General features: G+C 52.8%; 24 protein-coding genes. 1 reads left to right on the forward strand and 23 read right to left on the reverse strand.

Annotated features, from left to right (window positions below; translation table 11 throughout):
* Positions 1-119 precede the first annotated feature (119 nt).
* The 22 genes from H6G13_RS03595 to H6G13_RS03700 all read right to left on the reverse strand — a co-directional run bounded on the left by H6G13_RS03595 (position 120) and on the right by H6G13_RS03700 (position 19,827).
* On the reverse strand, positions 120-470 hold the full coding sequence (locus H6G13_RS03595; protein ID WP_190481808.1) for a hypothetical protein: 351 nt from the start codon (positions 468-470) through the stop codon (positions 120-122).
* Positions 470-1,096, reverse strand: coding sequence for a phage baseplate assembly protein V (locus H6G13_RS03600; protein WP_190481809.1), 627 nt, complete (start codon positions 1,094-1,096; stop codon positions 470-472). Before H6G13_RS03600 ends, H6G13_RS03595 begins: the two co-directional genes overlap by 1 nt.
* A gap of 141 nt (positions 1,097-1,237) precedes the next feature.
* Positions 1,238-3,415, reverse strand: coding sequence for a peptidoglycan DD-metalloendopeptidase family protein (locus H6G13_RS03605; RefSeq protein ID WP_190481810.1), 2,178 nt, complete (start codon positions 3,413-3,415; stop codon positions 1,238-1,240).
* The gene (locus H6G13_RS03610) at positions 3,415-3,741 is read right to left on the reverse strand and encodes a LysM peptidoglycan-binding domain-containing protein (RefSeq protein ID WP_190481811.1); all 327 of its coding nucleotides are present in this window, start codon (positions 3,739-3,741) and stop codon (positions 3,415-3,417) included. The genes H6G13_RS03605 and H6G13_RS03610 overlap by 1 nt, the downstream gene beginning before the upstream one ends.
* On the reverse strand, positions 3,738-4,478 hold the full coding sequence (locus H6G13_RS03615; RefSeq protein ID WP_190481812.1) for a hypothetical protein: 741 nt from the start codon (positions 4,476-4,478) through the stop codon (positions 3,738-3,740). Before H6G13_RS03615 ends, H6G13_RS03610 begins: the two co-directional genes overlap by 4 nt.
* Before the next feature lie 55 nt (positions 4,479-4,533).
* A complete protein-coding gene (locus H6G13_RS03620) occupies positions 4,534-5,097 on the reverse strand; it encodes a hypothetical protein (protein WP_190481813.1) in 564 nt (187 codons plus the stop codon).
* Between the two features lie 84 nt (positions 5,098-5,181).
* Positions 5,182-5,901 (reverse strand): TIGR02391 family protein, encoded by a 720-nt coding sequence (locus H6G13_RS03625; RefSeq protein ID WP_190481814.1) that lies wholly within the window; start codon positions 5,899-5,901, stop codon positions 5,182-5,184.
* 64 nt (positions 5,902-5,965) lie between these two features.
* A complete protein-coding gene (locus H6G13_RS03630) occupies positions 5,966-7,858 on the reverse strand; it encodes a hypothetical protein (RefSeq protein ID WP_190481815.1) in 1,893 nt (630 codons plus the stop codon).
* The gene (locus tag H6G13_RS03635) at positions 7,859-8,098 is read right to left on the reverse strand and encodes a hypothetical protein (protein ID WP_190481816.1); all 240 of its coding nucleotides are present in this window, start codon (positions 8,096-8,098) and stop codon (positions 7,859-7,861) included.
* Positions 8,040-8,498 carry a hypothetical protein gene (locus H6G13_RS03640; RefSeq protein WP_190481817.1) on the reverse strand — a complete coding sequence of 153 codons (459 nt, stop codon included), beginning with the start codon at positions 8,496-8,498 and terminating at the stop codon, positions 8,040-8,042. Before H6G13_RS03640 ends, H6G13_RS03635 begins: the two co-directional genes overlap by 59 nt.
* A gap of 141 nt (positions 8,499-8,639) precedes the next feature.
* Entirely contained in the window at positions 8,640-9,095 is a 456-nt protein-coding gene (locus H6G13_RS03645) for a hypothetical protein (protein WP_190481818.1), read from the reverse strand.
* Between the two features lie 30 nt (positions 9,096-9,125).
* Positions 9,126-10,604 (reverse strand): phage tail sheath subtilisin-like domain-containing protein, encoded by a 1,479-nt coding sequence (locus H6G13_RS03650; RefSeq protein WP_190481819.1) that lies wholly within the window; start codon positions 10,602-10,604, stop codon positions 9,126-9,128.
* Positions 10,605-10,653: 49 nt separating this feature from the next.
* Positions 10,654-11,277 carry a hypothetical protein gene (locus H6G13_RS03655; protein WP_190481820.1) on the reverse strand — a complete coding sequence of 208 codons (624 nt, stop codon included), beginning with the start codon at positions 11,275-11,277 and terminating at the stop codon, positions 10,654-10,656.
* Positions 11,277-11,753 carry a hypothetical protein gene (locus H6G13_RS03660; RefSeq protein WP_190481821.1) on the reverse strand — a complete coding sequence of 159 codons (477 nt, stop codon included), beginning with the start codon at positions 11,751-11,753 and terminating at the stop codon, positions 11,277-11,279. The genes H6G13_RS03655 and H6G13_RS03660 overlap by 1 nt, the downstream gene beginning before the upstream one ends.
* Entirely contained in the window at positions 11,754-11,984 is a 231-nt protein-coding gene (locus tag H6G13_RS03665; RefSeq protein WP_242028131.1) for a hypothetical protein, read from the reverse strand.
* Between the two features lie 89 nt (positions 11,985-12,073).
* The gene (locus tag H6G13_RS03670; RefSeq protein WP_190481823.1) at positions 12,074-12,433 is read right to left on the reverse strand and encodes a hypothetical protein; all 360 of its coding nucleotides are present in this window, start codon (positions 12,431-12,433) and stop codon (positions 12,074-12,076) included.
* A gap of 54 nt (positions 12,434-12,487) precedes the next feature.
* Entirely contained in the window at positions 12,488-13,537 is a 1,050-nt protein-coding gene (locus tag H6G13_RS03675) for a hypothetical protein (RefSeq protein WP_190481824.1), read from the reverse strand.
* A gap of 33 nt (positions 13,538-13,570) precedes the next feature.
* A complete protein-coding gene (locus H6G13_RS03680) occupies positions 13,571-14,230 on the reverse strand; it encodes a hypothetical protein (protein ID WP_190481825.1) in 660 nt (219 codons plus the stop codon).
* 752 nt (positions 14,231-14,982) lie between these two features.
* Positions 14,983-15,333, reverse strand: coding sequence for a hypothetical protein (locus H6G13_RS03685; protein WP_190481826.1), 351 nt, complete (start codon positions 15,331-15,333; stop codon positions 14,983-14,985).
* 27 nt (positions 15,334-15,360) lie between these two features.
* The gene (locus H6G13_RS03690; RefSeq protein ID WP_190481827.1) at positions 15,361-15,621 is read right to left on the reverse strand and encodes a hypothetical protein; all 261 of its coding nucleotides are present in this window, start codon (positions 15,619-15,621) and stop codon (positions 15,361-15,363) included.
* A gap of 3 nt (positions 15,622-15,624) precedes the next feature.
* The gene (locus H6G13_RS03695) at positions 15,625-18,306 is read right to left on the reverse strand and encodes a hypothetical protein (RefSeq protein WP_190481828.1); all 2,682 of its coding nucleotides are present in this window, start codon (positions 18,304-18,306) and stop codon (positions 15,625-15,627) included.
* 3 nt (positions 18,307-18,309) lie between these two features.
* Positions 18,310-19,827 (reverse strand): hypothetical protein, encoded by a 1,518-nt coding sequence (locus H6G13_RS03700; protein WP_190481829.1) that lies wholly within the window; start codon positions 19,825-19,827, stop codon positions 18,310-18,312.
* A 95-nt stretch (positions 19,828-19,922) separates the two neighbouring features.
* Between H6G13_RS03700 and H6G13_RS03705 the strand changes: the two genes are divergently transcribed.
* A complete protein-coding gene (locus tag H6G13_RS03705; RefSeq protein ID WP_190481830.1) occupies positions 19,923-20,417 on the forward strand; it encodes a hypothetical protein in 495 nt (164 codons plus the stop codon).
* Positions 20,418-20,422: 5 nt separating this feature from the next.
* Here the strand turns inward: H6G13_RS03705 and H6G13_RS03710 are convergent, their stop codons facing one another.
* Positions 20,423-21,328, reverse strand: a complete 906-nt coding sequence (locus H6G13_RS03710; RefSeq protein ID WP_190481831.1) for a hypothetical protein — start codon at positions 21,326-21,328, stop codon at positions 20,423-20,425.
* Positions 21,329-21,441: the final 113 nt, after the last annotated feature.

The following is a 21,441-nucleotide window of genomic DNA, read 5'->3' on the forward strand; positions in this document are numbered from 1 at the left end:
TCAAGTAGATTCTAAATAAATCTATTTAATTTTAATTAGCTCTATTTAACTTTATTAGGATCAAATAAAATCAAATAGCTTTATCTAGACTCACTTAGCATCTATTAGGATCGTAGGGGTTAGCCTAGTTGGACTATGATTGGCTCTTGGCTTAGTTCCTGGACTTGCCAGTAGATTTCTAAATAAGCGGCCCCACCGTCTTCTAATCGGCTGTTCACAGCGAAGGTGGCCTGAGGTATTTCTCTAGTCAGGCGGCGCTGCACATCAGCTGCGTATGCTGACCAAGACTGCTGTGATTCAAAAAGTGCACCGGGTATGCCGTAGCCAGGTCTCATCGGGCTCTCCCCTGGTTCCGTCTCCACCATCGAGATGATGTGGGTAGCAATGAGGTCTTCGTCGCTGACGACCTTCAGGTTCCCTGTTCGAGAGTCCACTTCAAGGGGGTAAGAAATTCCAGTTAATGCAGCCATTACCAGCCTCTACTAATAGTTGTGTCTCCATCGGAGTCAACAGACCCAACGGTTGCGATCTGTTTCCCAGCTACACTCAAGCTGCTGGTGCTGAACGCAATACCGCCCGCTAGGTTCATGCTGTTGCCCGCAGCATCTTGGATAACTACATTGCCATTAGCAGCCAGAGTTATAGATGCTCCTGCGTCGTTCTGAAATGTCAAAGACTTGCCCACCCTAACAATGCGATCGCCCTCAGTGCGCTCATCCTGCCTGCCGGGTACCTGGCTGTACAAGTCGTCTTGAGCGGAGGACTTAGGCAGCGGTGGGTTGGTGTCGTTTACGACCTGTAAGTACCACCCGTTTAGCTCAGCGCCATCGATGCTGAAGACAATAACGGTCTGACCTACAGCAGGTAGCGGCGGGTCAAAACCAGATGCAGACTGCAGGCGTCTGAGCCAGTCAGTTTGTATCCCCGGTGAGTGAGGCGAGACACACTTAATTCGTCTGCGGTTCTGAGGGTCGTTGTTGTCGCTGACAATAGCCAGGTAGGGGTAGACCGCTCGCCCCTCTTGGTCAAGGGCAAGTTGATTCGCCCGCTGGCTCTGGTGGAGCAGCGAAAAGATCTCATCTAGAGGCGTGGACATGGAAGCCTTGATATATAAAGGTTTCAGGCACTCCGCTCAGAATGCGCTGTAGCAAGCTGTAGGTACAGACACACCCGAGAGTTCGTTACCAGCTGTCTGAGGGCAATCTGAGTGGAGTTAGTTGGTATCCGGTGATACAAATTAGAACTTGATGTAGTTTTCAGGGTTTTGAGCCGTTCCACCCTTCCGAATCTCGTAATGGAGGTGTACACCTCGACTCGCGCCTGAATTTCCCATAGTTCCAAGCAGCTGACCTTGCTTCACCTGCTGACCATTCGACACCGACACCGTAGCCAAGTGAGCGTACCGGGTTTGAAAGCCATCGGCATGGTTGATATAGGCACGATTCCCGTATCCGCCCCCGCAGCTATCCTGGGCTGTTAGGCCGGGGCAGCTTGTCACCACACCAGAGGCAACTCCGTCAGCTGAAGCATAAATAGGTGTCCCAGCTCTATCTGCGATGTCGATCCCCTGGTGGTTAGGTCGTCTTGCAGTTCTAAACCGGCTGGTCACTACTCCGCTACAGGGTCGAATAAACCCATTGGCATTCAGCGGTGGCGGAGGTGCACCTTCGGCAGTGCCAGCAGTAGCCGCAGTAGGGGCCTGCGGAGGTGGCTGAGGGTACTTATTCTTTAACGGTGTGTAGCAGGTGCCGCTGCTGCTAAACCCGCTGCTTACATCGAGCTGATGAGTGATTGTGTCAATTACCCACACCCGATCGAGTGTCTTGGTGACCCCCACAGTCCGCAGCAAACTATCTGGGTCTAGAAGCAGCAGCTCGGGGGTAGTCGGGGCTTGCCAGTCCGCGATAATGCCCTTAATTCGTAGTTCGCTCTCCCGTCTAGCAGCGTCCGCCTCAGTAGTAGCTCCATCAGTGCGAGGAGCTAGAGCCACTGTGGACGCCCCGGTTGTGGACTGTTCAGGCCCCTGCCCCGCACCCACTGGACTCTCAGGCTGAATAACTTTCTGCTCCCCAGTGTCGGGGTCGAGTATTACCTTTCTCTGTCCTGTTGAGGTTTGCTGCGATGGTTCGCTACTACGGGCACCACCGCTGGAATCCGACTGGGCTTGGTGCTTAACCGTAAACGAGAGACCGAGATTATCGCCAAACTCAAGGGTAAAAGCATCTTTACCCGCCTCTCTAGGCTTGATAGATAGTGTGTTGCCCCGGCACTTGACCCTGTAGCCGATACGCCGTGCCTCGATCAACAGAGCCTCATAGTCCGTCTGGCCGCGCTGGGGAAAGTACTCGTACTTAGGCCCGTCGTTGGGCATATCCAGAGTTAGACCGTAAGCGGCACATATCTTCTCAGCGACCTGTTTGAATGTGACGTTGGTATAGGCTGTATTACGCTTCCGTTGCGTCAGAACCCACACTGCAGCTTGGCCCCCAAACACCAGAGTGTCGTGGTCGTACATAGAGTACTCAAGGCTAGTGTGTAGGAAAGAGTAGGCCACCAGCAGCTTCCCGTTGAATCCCAGCTCTACTGTGATTTGTGACCCTGCTAGTGCTTTCTGCCGGGAGGCTTGCTGCTCTGGAGTCACAGCTGTTGTGGTTTGAACAGAGTCGGTTGCTGCCTGCTGCTCTTCTTTACCTGGGTCGTAGGAGCCTAGACGAGCATTTAGGAAGTCATAACACTGCTGAGGTGTTTTGGTGCCCTGACCTGAGTATCTGAAGCTCCCTGTGGAGGTGGGGAGTGATGCCCATTCCCATGAGATTTTGTCCAGTAGGGCGGGCCAGTTGGCGTTGGCTACATCTGCCGTCGCGCCTCTAAACTCAATACGCTTGATAGCAAAGCGGTCTTGGCTCTGGGGTGTGAAGTCGGGGAGGTTAAGTTGATTTTTGACCTCATCCCAGGTGGTCTCTAGAGCCTGGTAACGACCAGCAGCGGATGAACTGAACCCACTCCTACGAATCACACGCCGAGGGTGGTCAGCAAAACTGCTGAAGGTGCTGCCGCCGAATAATGTGTTGTAGTTAGCCCCTTCGGCCCATGCGATTAAGTCTAAAACTGCCTTCATGTTGGCATTCAGGTCACCCGTAGACGTGCCCTGTGCGCCTGTGGACGTACCAGTTGTACCTGTAGAGCGTGTCTGGCTCTGGGGTACCCTTAGAGGCTCTAGACCCTGTATCTCCTCGATGTAGGCAAAGTACTTATCTGCGAACTTACGACCTGGATCGTAGATAGCCAGACGGCAGCTAGAGCTATTCTGCCCCTCACCTAGGGTGACCTCGACGCTTTTGACATAGCCATCACCCCAGGTAAATGTGTCGCCGCCGATCGTGACCCTGGCATATGGAGCTAGAAGTCGAGTCATTAGAGAATCCAAGAGATGAGGTTGTACTCGCCCGCAGCCTCTGGTTGTTTAATCCCTGAAAGGTTCAGCTGTTGCGTCACGCTCTCCAAGGTAGAAGTAACGGTCTGCTGGATTTGAGCCTGGGCTTGGGCTACCAGCTCACCTACCTGTTCCTGCGTGGGGATCTGAATTGACTGGCCGATAGGCAGCTGCTCAAAGATATCTATGTCGTTGATATCGGCCAGTTCACGCCAGTTTGATTGGTCACCCAGCAGCTGGTGGGCTATCAGGTCTAGGCTGTCACCAGATGACAAGGTGTATTGCCGGTTTAGGGGCTGAGTGCTCATTGCAGTAGCTCGCTGCTAGGTTTCCATGTGAATCCGTCCCACACACCCGCAACCCCAATAGGCTTGCCAGTGGCATCTGTGATGGTGACTTCACCTTGTTCATTGGTTAGGTATCTGAACCTGCTGGCCTGCACCGCCTCGCGCACTTGGGGGTTTAGACGGGTAAGGTTCTGGTTGAGCCAGCTACCCGCCTGACCTCTGGCATCAGCGCGTTGACGATCGGTTAGGGCGACGTTACCCGTAGGGGCTGCGACGGTGGATGTGGGTGTTTCTGCCTCAGGAATCTGTAGCAAAGAGAGGCTTACCCGTGCCTCAGCAGGTTCACCTCCTAACCAAGCTGTCTCCGACCAATCTATGTTGGTGACTACCGCAGGCCCGAATCGCTCAGTGCCCCAGATAAATAACACTGGCTTGGGTGTGAAGGTTGCGGGGTCAGCGATTAGCAGCTGCTCCAGCCCTTCGATTAACTGTCGTAGAGATTTACCCGCTGCGTAGGACTCCATCAGCAGGTCAGGCAGCTCTAGGGTGCGACCCTTGGTGTAGAGATAGTTTTGTGCCGGGACAGAAGTGACACCAGTGGCAGCTTCGCCGTACTGTGCGTTCCGGCTGTAGCGCTTAGACTCGGGGTTGTAGAGGAAGTTGTAGGCGACAGTGCCGTTTAAGTCGATGAGCTGGGCGTAGATATCAACAGCACGGTCAGCGGTCTGAAGCTGGTTGAGAACTTGAGGGTTAGCCATAAAAAAGCCGCCCCTGTTTAGAGGCGGTGTAGGGAGACTGATTTAACCTTGAACACTATTCACCAGCTAGCCACTCAGGAGACTGCCAAACATAACTCCAGAGGATATTAGCTTCCTCGTCGTAGTTTTTCATTCCCAGTTTTTTCCATAGGTGCCGTAACCTAACACACTGACGAGCTTTCTCTTCATCAGTACCTTCAAATTTCCAGGGGCACGGCATAAGGAATACAAAGCCATCATTAACGACAACATCGATGTAAGTAGCTACTGCCTTCAGGACGTTAAATTTGCCGCGCCACTCTGGCTCTATAAACACGTTCTCTATGTACAGGCAACCATAATTTAACGCCATCTCTATCTCGTCAGGGTCAGGGTGATTTGCCAGCCACTCAGCCGCTATATAAATATCGTCACCTCTTATATCCGCCCAATTGACAACTTCGTCAATTTGACCCGAGAAGCGAACCCCAGAGATCTCTCCTAATTGAATGAAGTCCTCTTCAAAGACTCCGCTGGAGATGGTCCCTGTAAAAGTCTGAATTATCCTACGGTTGGCCATTTCGTGAGCGTCTACGATGGCACAAACTTTAACGGAAAGGTTTCTCATGCGAATTGTCAAAGCTTGCTCCTATCCTAGGAGACTGGGGCAAGTTCTGACTGAGCGCGCGATTCTATCTATTCGGCGCGCAATCGTAAACGTGATTTATTCTTCCTTAGCCTCTGTCAGTTCATCTAGCTTCTTGAGAAGCAGGTCGATGAAGAGCATAATTGCTGCACCCTCTTCAGGTGATGGGTCCATGAATCGATGAGCATAAGAATTACGAAAGACGCCAATCATACCTGCATATAAATCCCGATATGCTTGATGTTTACCGTTTAGCTGTTTGCCCCAAGGCCCATCCTTCTCAAAAAGCTTGTTCACAATCTTGTCGCCAGTAGAAGTAGGGTTAATGGCATCAATATTGCCTAATCTACGTAACCTCTCTTCTAAAACAGTTGTGGCTTGGCGTATTGCCTGATCCCATGCTGTAGGGTCATCCCCAGCGCTAATAGCGAAGCGGATTCTCTCCCACAGCTCTGGGTCTAAGTGTTCCATCAACTTAGGCGGTACTAAACGAGACGAACTAAGCAACTCAAGATTACCAAAATTAGTATCTACAGCTTGGTAGGAGAGATAGTTCAAGGCCAAGTCATATTGCACATAACTACGGAGACTACAAACCAGCAGCTCATGCTCTATCAACGCATCCAGAGTAGAGGATCTTATTTTAGGAATTGATCCTCCATAGCCCTGGATATGGCAGGACTCTCCTGAAAACAAAACCCATGTAATTCTCTCTTCTTGAAGTGCTCCAGCGCGAACTCTCTCTACAATCCATATGAGAGTATTCTTCTGTTTTTCAGTTAGAGTGCTGAATTGCATCTTAAAGCCAAGCCCGCTAGCTTAGGGAGGAGTGACTGTAGTACATATTGCCTCCCATAGCTTATCAAGCAAGTCCAAGCCGGGACTGGCCGTAACGACTCCACTCATCAGCAATTGCAGCTATTACCTGCTGGGCTAACTCCCGTGGGTTGTCGGTATTAGCGTTGATGGTGATGTTATCAATAGACAGTCCGCCACCTCTTGGTGCCATCAAACTATTAGCCAGTGCGGCCTGCTGCCTACGGTTGAGAATCGCTTCAGAACTGTTGGCCATCACCAGACCTGCACCAGAGGGCATGTTCTGCCCCTCACGCACAGCCGCAGATAGCAAACCCCCAATCATCCCAGCGTCAGCATTAGGGATGTAGCCGCCATAGCGGGAGCCGATTGCTACTCTGGCTATCCCCGCACCCGGCACCATGTTCACAGCCGCCGAGCCTGCGCTCTTTGCGAAGTCGGGTATAGCGTTCCAGGCGCTGCGGATGCTGTTGCCAACAGCCTGAAGGAATCCTGAGATGGCCGACATGACGTTATTCCACTGGCCCACCCAGAAGCCCTTGATCGTGTCCCAGTTACGGACGATGACAGATACAAGACCAACTATTGCAGCGGTGACGGCCAGCGGGATGAGTCCGATACTGCCTAAGAATGCTGCAGTTAGGCTACCTAGGACGAGACCGCTGATGAGCTTCAGAGCAGCCCCTGCGAAGTCACCCCATTGAAGTTGCTCAAAGGCCAAGCCCAGCATGTTGATCGCACCCAGCAGCATCTGGCCTGTGACGGTGATTAGCTGCATCGTGTCTATCTGATTGATGAAGTCAGCAGCTTCATTGATGATGGTGGCCAGGAAGTTACCCACCTTACCCCCAAGCCCGCCGTAGTCAACATTACCCAGGGCGTCTAGAGCGTTGTTAAACCAACCACTCAGCCGTTCACCCAGCATGTCAGGGTCTATGTTGATAGCTCCCATGCCGAGTAATTGGTTGACATTGCTTAGCCAGCTGTTAAAACCATCCAGCCAGTTAAATAGAGCCAGCATCGGGTCTATGGTGATGCCCGCCTCAGATGCGATCGCAGACAACTGAGAGAAGATGCCGTTATCACCCAGGAGGAGCTTCAGGGTATCTGTGAGCTGAGTAATGACAGTTTGGTTGCCCGCATCCTTAGATAGGTCGCGCATTAGGCCAAAGACGCCGGTCTGAGGGTCGAGCAGCATCGATTGGAAGCTAGCGACCATACCATTGATAGTCTCGGTGCTGGCCTTGATAACTTCGTCAGGAACGGCTAGTGCCTTCTGTAGAACCTCAGCACGCTCACGCTGGGATAGGTCTTTGATATCTTTACCGAGGGCAGCAGCTTCTTGCTCCAGTGCTGCTAAAACGGCTGGAGACGCCTCAAAAAACTTAAGCTGCTGCAGACTAGCTAATGAGGCACCGCCTAGAAACTTACTGATACCTAAGCTGGCGAGGCTAACATCCACCCCACTGTTGACAGCTCGGAAGGTAGCATCGCGGCTGATGTTCTCTAGTGCCTTACTAAAATCAGCATTGTTTAGGGTGCCGTCTAGGTTCTTGAATGCGGGTACTAGGTTGTCCATGATGCCCTTACCCAGTTTCACGTACTGTGCCGTTTCACCAGGTAGAGCTGCTGCGACCTTGGCCATCTTTTCAGAGAAGCCATCTACGAATTGGGTGGCCTCATTGAAGCTCTTACCCGTCAGCTTCATGAAGTCGCCAGCGACTGCGACATTCTCTTGCTGGATGTTGACAGACTGTTTTAGCCCATCCACCAACTTGCCTACAGCAGCAGTCGCCGCACCCATAGCACCCGTGACAGCACTAGACATTAGATTAGCTGCGAAGACATTCCCGCGCAGCATGCCCCCGATACTCTCAAAGGCTCTCTTAGCTTGAGAGGCGTCAACTGTGACGGTTGTCTTGACCTGGTTACCGGCCATCTATTCCCACTCCAAATCTTCGCCCCATTGAGGCTTTTCCTTATCTTTGTGAATGCGTGTCTGCACCGCCTGTACGACCTCCAGGTGATAAATAAGCTCTGACACCTGCAGCTCTAGTAACTCAAAGTAGCCAGAGTTTATGTGGCCACCGCAGGCCAACAGAGCCATCTCGTAAAGGTCGTTAGCCCTGAACGCCCGCCCCTGCACGTTGAACTGCAGACATTCGTTTAACTCTCTCACCGAGACCTCGAAAGCAGCTCAGGGCCGCGCCCAGCCTCTCCATATCTTCCAGTTCTAGGGCGTCAACAAAGGCGTCAAATCCAGGCTTGTCACCTTGGATGCAGCCGTGAACCAGCTTTACCGTGGCGAAGGCATCAGACTGGTACTCGGAGGGGGCTTTGGCATACCAGCCCTGCATTAGCAGGAATGCCTTGGCCTTGGGTTCTTTGATGGTGTACTCAGTGCCGTCTAACAAAGCAAAGGTGACGGTGCCAGCTTCTTCATCGTGCTGGACGGTGTAGCCCTCCTGCTCGGGTTCAGGTGCAGCTGGGGTAGCGGTCGGGGGTTTCTGCTCCTGCTCGGGCTCAGGTGCAGCCGCAGGTTTAGGGGCCTGAGGTACTTTTTTCTGGATGTGTGCCATTGGATTGCCTGACCTATTAGATGCTGGATAAATCTATTTGCTTCTATTTAGATCTAATAGGTTTTATTAGATCTAAATAGAAGCTAGATAAACCTAAAAGCTACAAATAGAAGCCAATAGATTTATCTAGAATCGGGAGGGTTATGCCCAGCTAGCCGACTCGACAGTTAGGGTGACGGTAAGCTTGGCTACTTGGTCACCTGCGGCGGTGTCCATGCCGGACATCACCTCATATTCTTTGACTCGGCAACCAGAGAGACTCCAGGCTTTGGTGCCGCGCTGCTCAATGCCGTTGGCGCGTCGGACGGGGCGAACGGTCACATCGAAAGTGTCGAGACTGGCTTTGGCCTCTTTAATCCAGGTCAAGATGGTGTCGTCTTGCTCAGGATCAAAGGCTTTGGAAATGGTGATGTCGGCGTACTCTGTAGAACCTGATGCAGCCTTACGCTTGACGTTGCTGAGCCCGTCGCTGTAGGTGGGACGGGAGATGGTTTCTTTCACCCCTGAAAATTCGGACCAATAATTTGGCAACCCTGCGATTGTAATGAGGCTGTCTGCTGTAGTTATCGGATTGGTATTTTGGAGGCGGACTGACATATCAAATGACTCCTGAATAGATTAGGTAGGTTAGTTAGCTGTGATTTGACCGGCGGCAGCGGCCGACTGCACCTGCCCCACGGGGACCCTGATGGTGTTAATCAAAATGCGTTCTACTGCGGGGCTGGGGGCGGCATACACCTCAAGCAGCACATTCCCTCTTTCCAGCTCGTCAGAGAGGTTGTTCTCGAAGTTGCAGCGAACCTCGAATGCATCCTCTTCGGAGTTACCAAACAGGGCCTTACCAATCCACATGCGGCGGCAGACAGCGCGTGCAGTCTCCTCAATACGGCTCAGCAGCACACCCTGGCCGTCGATGCTGTTGAAGAGGTCGAAGTCGAAGCCCCGACGCAGCGTGCCATTCAGCACGTTCATAATCACACGGGTGACACCGAAGGTGTAGAAGGCATCTGCACTACGGGTCCGCATGGCCCAGCTGACTACGCCTTTATTGCGTAGGTAGCGCACCAAGTTGATGCCCAGCGGGTTCAGAACACTCTGGTCTTGGTTGTTGAAGCGGTGGGTTACGTCTTTCACACCCTGAAGTGGGTACTTAGCACCCGCAATAGGCTGGTGGAAACCCTCTTCCTTAAATCGCTTAGTAGCTAGACCTGCGATCGCAGGTGACGCGGGTACAACCACATCATCCAGGTCGGTTACGTAAGGTGCGTAGTAAAAGGTATGACCTTGAGGCGAGACGTACTGCTGCCCGTCTGTCTGAGCCTCAGCAACGGTATCAACAGCGGGACCGCAGTCTACCAAAGCTACCCAGTCAAAACCCTCTTCAGCAGCTAAGGCGTGCATGGCATTACCCACTGCCAGACGATCGGTAGCCTGGGGCAGCAGCTGGAATGCCTGAGGTGCAATCAGGAATCCTTGTGCCCAATCTTCTTCGTAGTCAAAGGTGTTCTCAATGGCGTAGACGTAGTCAGCTGCCTTAGGAACTATAGGCGTGCTGGTTGTCAGCGTCATACGCGCTGCGTTCTCGTCTAGGGTCACCGTAGGCATGGTACCTAGCGGGTTATCCTGACGAATCAACAGCTGGTTAGCCGTCATGCCCGCTACAGCAGTTACAGCAGATGCAGCAGCAGAGGTGTTGATGCCCTGAATCAGAAGAGATGCGATACTCGCGGGGGTGTCAGCGGCGACAGCAGTAGCCTCGACTTCAACACCATTGATATCGACGCCGTAGGTGCCCGCACCAGCGGTGTCTACCGTAACGGTGTACTCAGCAGCAATAGGTGTACGGATGAAGTAAAGCAGGCCGCTGCGGTCATTGCGGAAGTAGAGTTTGACAGCTGCTTCTGAAGTAGAAGAGCCAAACTGGTTGGTGAAGTCTTCTAGAGAGCGCACCAAGGTAGGTTCTAGAAAGTTGCCAGTAGTGGCAGAGCCAATCATATACACAGCTTGGAAGCTGGCAATCTCTAGAACACGGTAGCCAGCGGTGGTTTCTACAACGCGGACCCCAGGGCGCGTGAAATTAGCGAACGCGGTAAGAATGTTCGTCATCTTGAATTCCTTAAGTTAGTCGTCTAGCTATTGGGCTGTGTGTCGCTGACTATGGCTGTGGGCGGGTGATAACAATCTCGGTGTCTAGGGTGTAGTCAGCGGGGACATCAGCGTCGAAACCCACCTCAGCCCTGTTAACCGCGATCGTCAGCTGGTCAATACCCACAGGCTGCTCCGGTGCTGGACCGAAGTCAGGGTCTAGGTCAAAATCTGTAAGGTTGAACTCAATGAGCAGCGCAAGATTGCAGTACACCAGCCAGTCATCCTGGTCAGTGCCGTCGCGCTCTAGCTGAATAGGAAACTCTTCTGCATCCGGCTCAACGTGTTTAATGCCACCAGACCCGGCTAAACCCAGCAGTGACATACCTTGTAGGTACTGAACTACGCCCTCTAGCTTCTGTATGGGAATTTCGTCTAGGGTTAGTTCACCCGGATATCTGTAAGCAATGGAGTAGGCGAAACGTCCACGCCCACAGATGCCCTGCAAATCAGTACGCTCGTAGACCAGGTCTTTAACTGGGTAGGCAATACATGTGTTGGCTGGGCGAAGACTCTGCTCTGTGCTGCTGGGGCTCAGAAGTGCCTTAGGCGGGTCAGCGTCAAAGGCGTCAATGCGAACTAGCCCTGTTATCCACGACTGGAGACGCTGTCTGACGGTTTGGATATTTGACATTAGTCTTTATCTCTCCGCAAGATGAGCTTCCACAGCGTGGGGTCAGACGTACCAACCTGGATAATCCGACAGGGGGTGCCGCCCGCCAGCTGCTTAGTCACAGGGTTGGTATATTCCACTGCTACAGAACCGTCTGAGAACGTCTGAACAGAAGGGTCAACGACAGCAGTGACACGCTTACTATCTGGGCGCACCAACCACTCATAGGGTGTGACCCGAGAGAACTCAGCCGTTAAATCAGTACTGGAGACGCTTACACCTTGCTCCTCATTCCCAATTAGCAGGCCGATCAGGCGAGGTGAGGCTGTGTTGATAAGTGGCTTGGGAAGAATCAGATAATCAGTGAGGGTGGGTCGCTTCTGTTCGTCTACGCCATGATGTCGGACTAGCAGGTAGCGTCTTTGCGGCACACCCAGCCGGGTCTCAATCTTGGCCCCAATATCTTCAATTGCTGCGAGCTTGTCAAATAAGGACACCTAGTTAAGCTCCTGTTCGATGTGCTGGCCCAGCTGATTGCCTAGGTGTCTTTGAATCTGCTGCTGCGAGCGGCTGACCATACCCAGGCGCTTCTCGACATAAGGTGCGTAGATAACAGGGTTATTGAATGAAAAGGTGTCCCAGCCCTCATGTCGGGTTTCCCAGCCACGCCTTAGATTCCCAGTTCGTACCGGAGTCACAGCCTGCACCAGTCCCTTGGCGTAACTCATCGTGTCATCCAGAGCACCTGATACAGCGTGCCGGAGATTCTTGTCAGGGTTGTTATGCAAGGGACCTGATGCAGAAAATGTGACTTTCATTATTGGTACTGAACTGTATGTCGGGTTTGGCCCTGAGAGTATTTACTCCAGTGCAGTGGGATGCCAGCGCGTATTGCCAATTCACGCAGCAGATTATGCCCGTCGCCACGCAGGTGCATAACGTGCTGGCCCCACTGGAGTTGGGTACGCCCAGTAGCTGCAGCCATAGAACTAGAGCGTGCCTCGGTGAGTTGGCCGTCAATTACCTTCAGCTCATCGAAAATTGCATCAATGCGCTCGATGGTGAGGTCTGTATAGTCCAGCGTCAGCCGCGACAAGTAGTTAGGCCGATTTAAGTCATCGGGGTAGCCGAGCGCGAGTAGTATCTGCTCGCGCTGCTCCTCATCAAGTGTTGTCATGTCACTCCCTCTTAGTAGAGTTTCTAGGGGCCAGACTCACCTAGCCCCTAAGCTCTAGATGGTGTTAGAGATGTCCTGCATTACAGACAGGCTCTGAATCGGATCGTGAGCCTTCAGCTGTAGGGAGATAGAGATTTCAGCCTGGAAGATGTCGGGGTGGCCCACAGACACATCAGCTAGGCGGAACTTCAGACCCTGGTAGGAGAAGAAGCTCTGGCGGCTGTTGTCCACACCAGGAGCGCCCTCTTCATCGAAGACGTACAGCCCCATCTTGCTGGGGTCGATGAAGTAAGCCTTGTTAGCCACAGCGTCCACAACGTCGGAGACGACGGGGATGCCCTTCACGGCATACCCAGCGTAGGGAGCGATGTTGGCCACCATGTTGGCGTAGTCAGCATTGACCTGGGTTTCTGCCTGATACAGCTTACGTAGTACGTCCTGTTCGATCTCGTCGGAGGTGACGATGATGAGGTTCGCACCGTTGTTACGAGCAGCAGTAGCGCCAGCCTTACGACGATCGCGCAGCAGTGCGGTAACGCGGTCCACAGTCAGAGCCTGAGCAGTGCCAGCTGTAGCGCCGGTCTTCAAGATGCACTTCCAGCGGGGGTAGGTGGTGCGAGAGATACCAGCGTAGGTGCCGGTTTGGGTAGCAATCGCATTCATGCCGAACACACCGTAGTTAGCGGTGTTGGCCACACCAGAGCCGACGTAGAGAACCTTATTGATCTCTTGGGTGATAGCCCGCAGAGCGTCGGTAACTTCAGTACCCACAGCTGCGCGTACAGCATCAACACGACCAGTAGCAGCAGCTTCGATCAAGTCGCGCCGCTTGACATTCATCTGGTACTTGAAGAAGTAGTCAGGGATGGTGAGAGTAGCTTCACCTAGAGAGCCAGCGGTGTCATCAGCCAGAGCGCCAGCTAGGGCACGACCACCAGCAGCGGCATCGGTCAGGCGAGCGGCCCATTCAATAGGACGTTGACGGGTCAGTTGAGCGCGGCCAGCCATAACACCTAGTAGGGGAGTCTCGGTTAGCCGGGTTTCAGCCAGTTCTTGCTCGGCCACAGCGGCGAGCAAATCAGCGGGAGCGTAATTATTAGGCATGTTTCGTTGTGAAGGGGTAAGTGATTAGAAAAACTAGAATGCGATTTTCGCCTCACCGCTTTTGAGTTCAGCGGTCATTTTCTCTAAGCGAGAGCTGTACTCAGGTTTGCCGGTGGTGGGCGCACCTTTCGTCTCGGTGCTGCCACTGCCCTGTACGCCAGAAGGAGGTAGGAAAAAGTGGCCCTCGTCGGTAGCTAGATAGGCGGCTACTGCTTTTTCAAGAGGCACGACTTCATCTTCACTACGTGCTACAAACCACGCGCCTTGCTCTTCTTTAACCGCGTCACCGTACTCAACCTGCAGCAACTTATAAAGTGCTTTCTGATTGAGGGCACCGCTCGCAGCAATAGCTTGAGTCAGGGCAGAACCCCGTTTAGCAATGAAGGCATCTTTCCGCTCCTGGTCCCGTTCAGCTTGCATCTGTGCTAGCTGAGTTTGGAGGGCTTTGAGGGTCAGCTTCTGACTGTTGCCGTCTTCAGCAGAGGATTCGACCTCGGGTTGTACCTGGGCCGGGGGCTGTTGCTGCTCAAGGGTTTTCTGGAGTGACTTTTTCATAGAGGCGACGGCACCAGCGTTAGCGGTATTCACCTCGTTGAGCACTTCCTGCTTAAAACCTGTGAGTAACTGGGTCAGCTGGGCCAGGGTAACAGGGGCATCAGTGGTTTGTTGGGTGTCTTCGGGCATCGTTGTCATTGGAGTTGTCCGGGTAAGGGATTTTTCTGCATGGCAAAGCAAAGCCACCCTGGCTGCAGTAGTCCGGGGTGGCTTTTGTCTGGCATTTGTAATGCCCCTTATCCAGTGGGGGCCTGACTGTGTTGAAACGGTAAAAAGCTCACAAAGCTTCCTGCTTCAGCTAAGGCTCTTAGTAAGTTCCTTTAGCCAGATGGCAGACTTACACGAGAGTCCAAGATGAGTATCTTAAAAGCGGCTGGATTGCTTCTATTGGTTTTTTTAATTGCTGGACAGTGCAGCAAGGGACCTGCTCAAAACCAAGGTAGTGGCGGTAGTGCAACTCGAAGGTCCTACGAAAAAGTTAGAAGGCAGCAGGAGAACCTTAACAGAGGTAGGTGTCAACGGGGAATGAGCGGGTTCTGTCAGCCTTAAAGCCACCTAATCTGCTGTGATATGAGGGGCGTCTGCTTAAACTTAGCTACTAATATTAGGAAGATTCATATGGAACTCAACATCGTATGCCAGTCGTGTTCTAAGAGGACTTGGTATGGAGAGGAGTATCCGCTAAGAAACACCCAAAAATTCATATGCTTTCACTGCAAGACTGAGATGAGCAGGGGCGGTTCCCCTATAAAAGCAGTTATCAAACCCTCCAAGGTTTCTAGACCGACCCGCAGCTCTGACAGGTATTACTACGATAACGACGCTATTGAAACGGCTCATGAGTTGTTTAGGGCGTCAGGTGGGGAGGAAGAGTTTTTCAGTGACTGTGATTAAAGGGGCGGTAGCTTACTCTGCTGAACTGTGAAGCTGCCTTCGTAGGCTCGGGTGTAGATGGTGCCGCCGCCTGTGGGGTAAAGTACCCAGCGATAGTCGTAGACACCTTTCCAGCCGCGTGTGATGCTGCCTGGGATTGCGCCGACGATCACCAGCCTGGAATTCGTGTTGGTCTTGAGGGTTAGGTTGTTGCTCTCTACTGAGTAATTCGCCACCTGCTGCTTAGCGCTGTTATAAACCTGGAAGACTACATTGCAATCTTTTAGGTCGATAACTGTGCTTGTGATGGTGGCTTGAATGGGGATGTCTGAGGCAGCTAGTTGGATGCTGTTGTGTAAGGGTGTCACGCCGTGTTTCCAAATCAGAGGGGGGTATTAATCGCAGCCACACATCTCTAAGGTGGGCGTGTTCGCATCTGCCCAAGTCGAGGCGTCGGCTACAAACGCTTCTAACTCGACAGATGGGTCTGAGTCAGTGAAGCAGTCAGCGGTTAGTAGCTCAGCCACCAAGTCTGACTGGAGTACGGAGGCCAGTAACTTAGGTGGGCAGACCGCAATCAGCTCAGCCAGCGCAAATGGGCCTGAGAGGGCAAGCACAGAGGCTATGCCATCTGTGTTGATGAACGACTGGAACACAGCCTATGCCCTCGGTACACGTCTGTAGACACGCTCAACAGCGGGTTGGCCGAACTGGTCTTTAAGGTCGAAGACAACAACGACATTACCCTGGCCGTCATAGAGGGTGGCGGTTTTGTTCGCCTCATTAACTACCTGCTCACCGACTACTCCAGCCCTGGCGATTGTGCTGTCAGATTTGATAGAGGCTAGTAGAGCCGCGTTCTCAGAGGTAAAGCCGCCTTGGACGACTACTGGTGTGGGGTTAACCGTCACAGCCGTTGGGTTTACCGTAACTGCAGGAGGTGTGACAGTAACCTGGATATCACTCACAGCAGCAGGTTGGTTTGGCAGTCGGCTGTTAATAGCATCCAGTGCTGCCTTAGCCTCTGCAGTGAATCCACCCTCCACTGTTACAGGCGTCGGATTTACAGTCAGCGGGGTGGGTGACACCGTGACCGGGGTTGGGTTGACTGTTACTGCGGTTGGGGCAACTGTGACTTGAACATCGGCCTTAGCTGCAGGGGTGGCGGGCAGTCTGCTGTTGATTGAGATCACGTTGGTTGCGACCGCGCCAACAGCCGTCCCCACCGTGTCAATCTTGTTACCTAGCACTGTGTTGACTGATGCGATCGCGTTGAGGACGGGGGTTAAATCAGTGCTGCCAGTGCCGCCAGAACCACCCGTAACATTGACAGTTAACGTATGGCTGGGTTCAAAGAAGATGCTGGTAGACTGCTTGCCGCCTAATGCAGGAGCACAGGGGTTATAAGGCTGACCTGCTTCATCAACGTAATAACCCTCGGTGATTAGCAAGGGGGTGATAGTGCTCTGATTCTCCACCTTCCAGTTGTTCCTGACGACATAACCCACATCAGTGAACGCCTGGATGGGTAGGTAGCCAAGTCTGAGGGCGTTATCGTTGGTCTGCAGCTGGCCGAACAGAAAGGCGTGAGGTTCTTTGGCAGTGAGAAAGCCATCTACCTCAGTAGCGTCTACCTGCAGGCTTGGGTTGTCGAAGGTGAACTTGCTGGTTATGGCAGCAGATAGACCGTCAACACCGAATCTGCCGTAGAAAGGGTAAGCCGTTAGGGAGCCTTCAGCGCTAACAGGACTACCGTTATTTCTAAAGGTGAAGCGGAATAGCTCAGAGGCGTACAGAGGCGTGGAGGTGACATGGATAGCCAGCAGCTCCACCAGTCTGTTGTTGTTAGCTGGAGGTAGGTTGTAGACCAGCCCTGAGCCACCTGTGACGTATCCAATGGCTAACTCAGCTAGGTCACCGTCTCTATACCTGATTAGGTAGTGAGTGCCATCAGGGAGGTTGGGCGCGGTTAGCGCAATAGCATCAGCAACGACGGCAACTGAACCTCCACCTGTTGTTGGAGTTTGAACAAGTGTGGTCTGAGCCGTCGCCACCTTGACAGAGATATTGCGGTTGGTGATGTTGTCTAGCCTTAACTGGCTTGCGCGTCTCAGACCAGTGAAGTTGGTTGTGGCCACACCGGCAGATAGAGGGTTCAGCTCAACATCTCGGGTGTTCTGACTATATGTGATCTGCATCACCGATAGGTCTTGCCCCGGTGTGAAGGAGATGCGGCTAGCTACGTTTGCACCCGTGATGTTGATGTCATTGACGAACGGGGCATCTGCAGCTGCTGCGACCAAGGCAGGAGTCTGGGTGGGTGTCTTGATGGAGCTGCCAACAAGATTTAGGTTAGTAGCCGTTATCTGCCTAGGGCTGACTAGTTGGCACTCATCAAAGAGAGGCCGCCCTACTGTCGATACAACCGCACACCTGTTGATGATGCAGCTAGAGAATGTAGCAGCTTCGGTTGCTAGGTTAATTTCCCAATCAACCGATGACTGTAATGTGCAGGCATCAAATAGAACAGCACCCCCACCTAGACCTCTAATATTTATCCCCTTACGAGGGTTGATAGCAGTTTTAGAGAACGGGTCAGCTGTAGGGTCAGAAAACAGGATTGTCTTGGTGCGCTCAGTGAAGAAAGTCGGAGTTGTGCCATCACCAACTCTAATCCTGTTACGAAACCGGATGATACCGTCATCCAGCAGCGTGACAGGTGGGGTGTTGGGGTTGATGTTTGTGGTCCATATGGACGCGATGTAAGCTCTGATATCTTCAGCACTACCAGGGGCTGCTGCAGTACCGCCCGTCCAAGCCACGTCGTAGGTATAGAGTCGGCCAGAGCTAACGGTGTAGCTGGTGGCTGCATCAATCTGGAATGAAAGCTCTACCCGATCAATGGCTGAGGTGACGAGAGTACCTGCCGAAGCATCAGCGGGTTGAGCAGGGTCTATAAGGATAGGAACCCAGTTAGCCCCTTGGTAGATGGTAGGAGTGGTTGATGTGGCTACTACCCATCTCTTCCAGTTAGCTGTTCCACTACCCACAGCCACCGACATGAAGTTTGGCGATCGCAGCAGACTCAAAGAGCTTAAGCTCAGCCAGTACACCAGCAGCCGACCGTTAGAGAAGTCGATGGGGTCAAAGATATTACTCTTGCCGTATGAGCCTGCTGCTCCGTTATTGGTGCTCTGGTTACGGTAGATTCGGGCTGTGCCGCTACCGTTGACTTGGGTGGTGACACCGTTGAAGTCACTGAGGGATGACAGTACGCCTGCTGAGAAAGGGGCAGCGTTTGGCGCTGTGATGTTAATCAGCTCAATCCCGCTGGCTGGCATAGTTTATTCCTCGTCAGGCTCAACGGACACTTCAACAGGGACAACACGCAGCTCTTGCTGGATGGCCTCTTTCTGCTCGGGGGTAAGGTTAGACATTAAGAAGCCCAATAGTCTCTCGCGCACCAGCACAAACAGGGTGGGTGTCAGCGAGTTCTGCAGCTGAGCCATGTCAATCAGCAGCAGCTTAGTCAGTGAGTCGAGTAGGTCGTCCAGGCGGTTGTTGCCAAACTCGTCTAACCCAGAGACCGCTAGGGGACTGCCATCTTGGCCCTGAGCTTTGGCAACGAGCTGGTAGATGTCTTGGAGTGCGTCGGTCAGTATGTGGCCGTAGGACTTGAGCCTTTGATCCTCGATCTCAAAGTCCATTTCCTTAGCCGCACCGGACTCGACCTTGCTTTCCTGTACGTAAGCGCCTCCAACACCCAGAATGGTGCGGATTTGCTTCTCAGCCCGTTCTAGAGCTTTATCAATGTGAATGACAATGTCACCCCTAGGCTCAGCCCACTCAAACTTGTCTAGCTCCAGAACATACTGCAGGCCAGTAGGGATTGAGTTATCACCGTCGCCTACGAACGTGTTGGGTAGGTCACCATCGGGGGTCTGGATGGGTTTGTAGGTGCGCTGCAGGTATGCCGCAGTCAGCAGGTCGTATCTGTGACATTCCAGCCGCAATGACTCTTCTGCTTTGCTGACGGCCTGATCGCTACTCCATTTATCGTCAGGCAGTTCCAGGCGTGTAACAGGCAGTGCGCCGAAGCCATGCTGAACCAAACTGGTGAGAGGGATGGTTTGCTCAGGCTGACCTGTAGGAGGTAGAGGTTTGCCTTGTGCGTCTAGCAGCTCAACGATGCGACCATTGCTACCCAACTTGACATAACTCTCGTAGCGGGCAATGTACTGACCATCAATAAATGTCCAGCGGGCCTGCTTCAGCGGGGGTGCCAATGGATTGCTAGTGTCGTCAATGATCTGAAAGACCTTGAGCCAGGTTAGTTTACCTTCGATCTCACCCCAGTTAGTTATTTGGACGGCAGGGTACAAGACGACATGAGGAGTAAGACCAAGTGCTTCTTCCTGTGCGCGATTAAGCGGCGTGACCGGGCTCTTAGGCTTGTCAACATGACAGTAGACAACCTTATACTTCAGTGCCTCAGCGAATAGTTGCTCTACCAGCTGAATCTCTGTACGCCCTTGGCCGTTGTTATTCTCACGGAAGGATTGCCAGAAGATGTCAGCAGCAGGGGGTACATTGCTGAGGTGTACGGTGCCATTGGTAATCTTGCTGGCTAGCTGAGAGAGTGCCCCACCCAGCACATTGCTGTAGGAGAATTTGTCTAGCCGGGTCTCATAGATGGCATCCTCTTCACCAGGCCGCTGCTTAAGGAACTCAGGGAGTCTATCTCGGAGCCGCCAACCCCCAGCTGTGAGGAGGTAGATGCGCTCCAGGTGCGACTTCATGGCCGTGTAGGTAGGGTGCTCAGCCTGAAGCAGCTTGAGGGTGAGGCGGGTGGGGTATGTCATGTTTTAAGCGGTAAAGAAACTGTGAGCCAATGCCGCTCATATAGCGTGTCAACTAGGTAGGGCTTAGACTGTTTGGCAGTCACCAGGCAACTGCGATGAAGATCGAGTTCGTGAACGATTGGACAAAGACGTACATGGCTAGAAAGGGGCCGTCGAAGGTATTCGGTTTTGATGTTGATACCCGCGAAAGTCTCGATTCAGGTCAGGCAACTGAACACTTCGACAAAATTTGGGAAGATAGCCTGTCAAGCTTGGTAAAACATGGTTTGCCTTGTAGTCCTGAATCAGTTCGGATGCGTTTATCAGAATCAGCCAGTGGCAGAGTCAAAGACTCTTGTGAGCATCGAGAAATTAAGGTGAACGGTTGTCTGTTTATCGCACAGCTACGAACATCGAATGAGTGTGACGAGTTGTGGTATGTCTCCTCGTCAAGCCCTGACCCACGAACCCTTTACATCACCTTTGATACTGTCGTTGAGCGAAAGGCATTTGAGAAAATCGCGGACAGTTTAGGACTTGACGACAAGGAACTAGGTCTAGAGCTTGTTCGAGATTTCATGAACAAGTTTCGTAACCGTAAGCTTCCCTAATGGTCCTACGCAGCTAGAACGTGGTCGCCGTGTTTGTATTCGATGGTGCCGATGCAATACGCAGCAGCATCAATAGGGTGGTCGTCCTGCCCATCGGCGGGTTTATTCAGCAGATTGCCGTCCTTGTCCTTAGCACGGTGGTACGAGGCGAACACATCGTATAGGTGCCGTGTCTTCTCAGTCAGGTACAGTCTGTTCTGGTAGAAGAGCGAGTTGATGATGGTTGCCCGCTCCATCACCCCAGGCTTGGATCGCTGTACCCGAACGGCCCGCTGTAGACCGGGTAAGTTATATGACTTGCCGTAGCGGCGGAATGACATCACGGAGGCGGGGCGATCGTCGGGTAGATAGGCTCGGTAAATGCTGTACTGGCGGCACAGCTTAGCAGCGGTATCCAGCAGGTGAGCTTCAGTAACTGGCTCCTCTGAGCGATTCTGCCAGTGGTCTAGGAGGTAGTAGGCACCCTGGTGGGTTAAGCCAATGACAACTAGAGCGGGGTTAATATCACCCCAGTCCAGGCCGAGGTACACACCTCTGAAAGCTTCAGGGGCGTTGACGATATGGCGTGGCTGTAGCTGGTCGAAGATTTGACCATCGAAGTCTTCCCAACTCGCCTCAAACTCCTGCCTGTAAACCTTGGGTGGCAGCTCTTGCTCAGCACGCTGCAGGTTTTCCCTAGGGAAGAAGGGGTTATCAGCAGTGATGAAGTGGAAGTAATCCCAACCCAGAGTGGCAATTGCCTGCTCATGGAGCTTGTAAAAGTGTGTGTTTCTACCCTTAGGTGTACCGATGACCAGGCTCTCCCAGTCAGCGTTACGTGCCAGGGCCGGGAAGATAATCTCAGGCCATACCAGAGGGCTGAAGTCCTGATATTCGTCTAGCCCTGCCCAGATAAGGTTGAGACCACGCAAGCGATCCCCGCCATTATCAGCACCTCGTAGGATAAGGTCGGGTCTGTTGCCCTTGAACTTAATCCTGAAGTCTGACCTGTTGATATCAGCAACGAGCGGGCATTGCTCAAGTA

This window comes from Pseudanabaena sp. FACHB-2040 (assembly GCF_014696715.1).
In the GTDB taxonomy this organism is placed as follows: domain Bacteria; phylum Cyanobacteriota; class Cyanobacteriia; order Phormidesmidales; family Phormidesmidaceae; genus JACVSF01.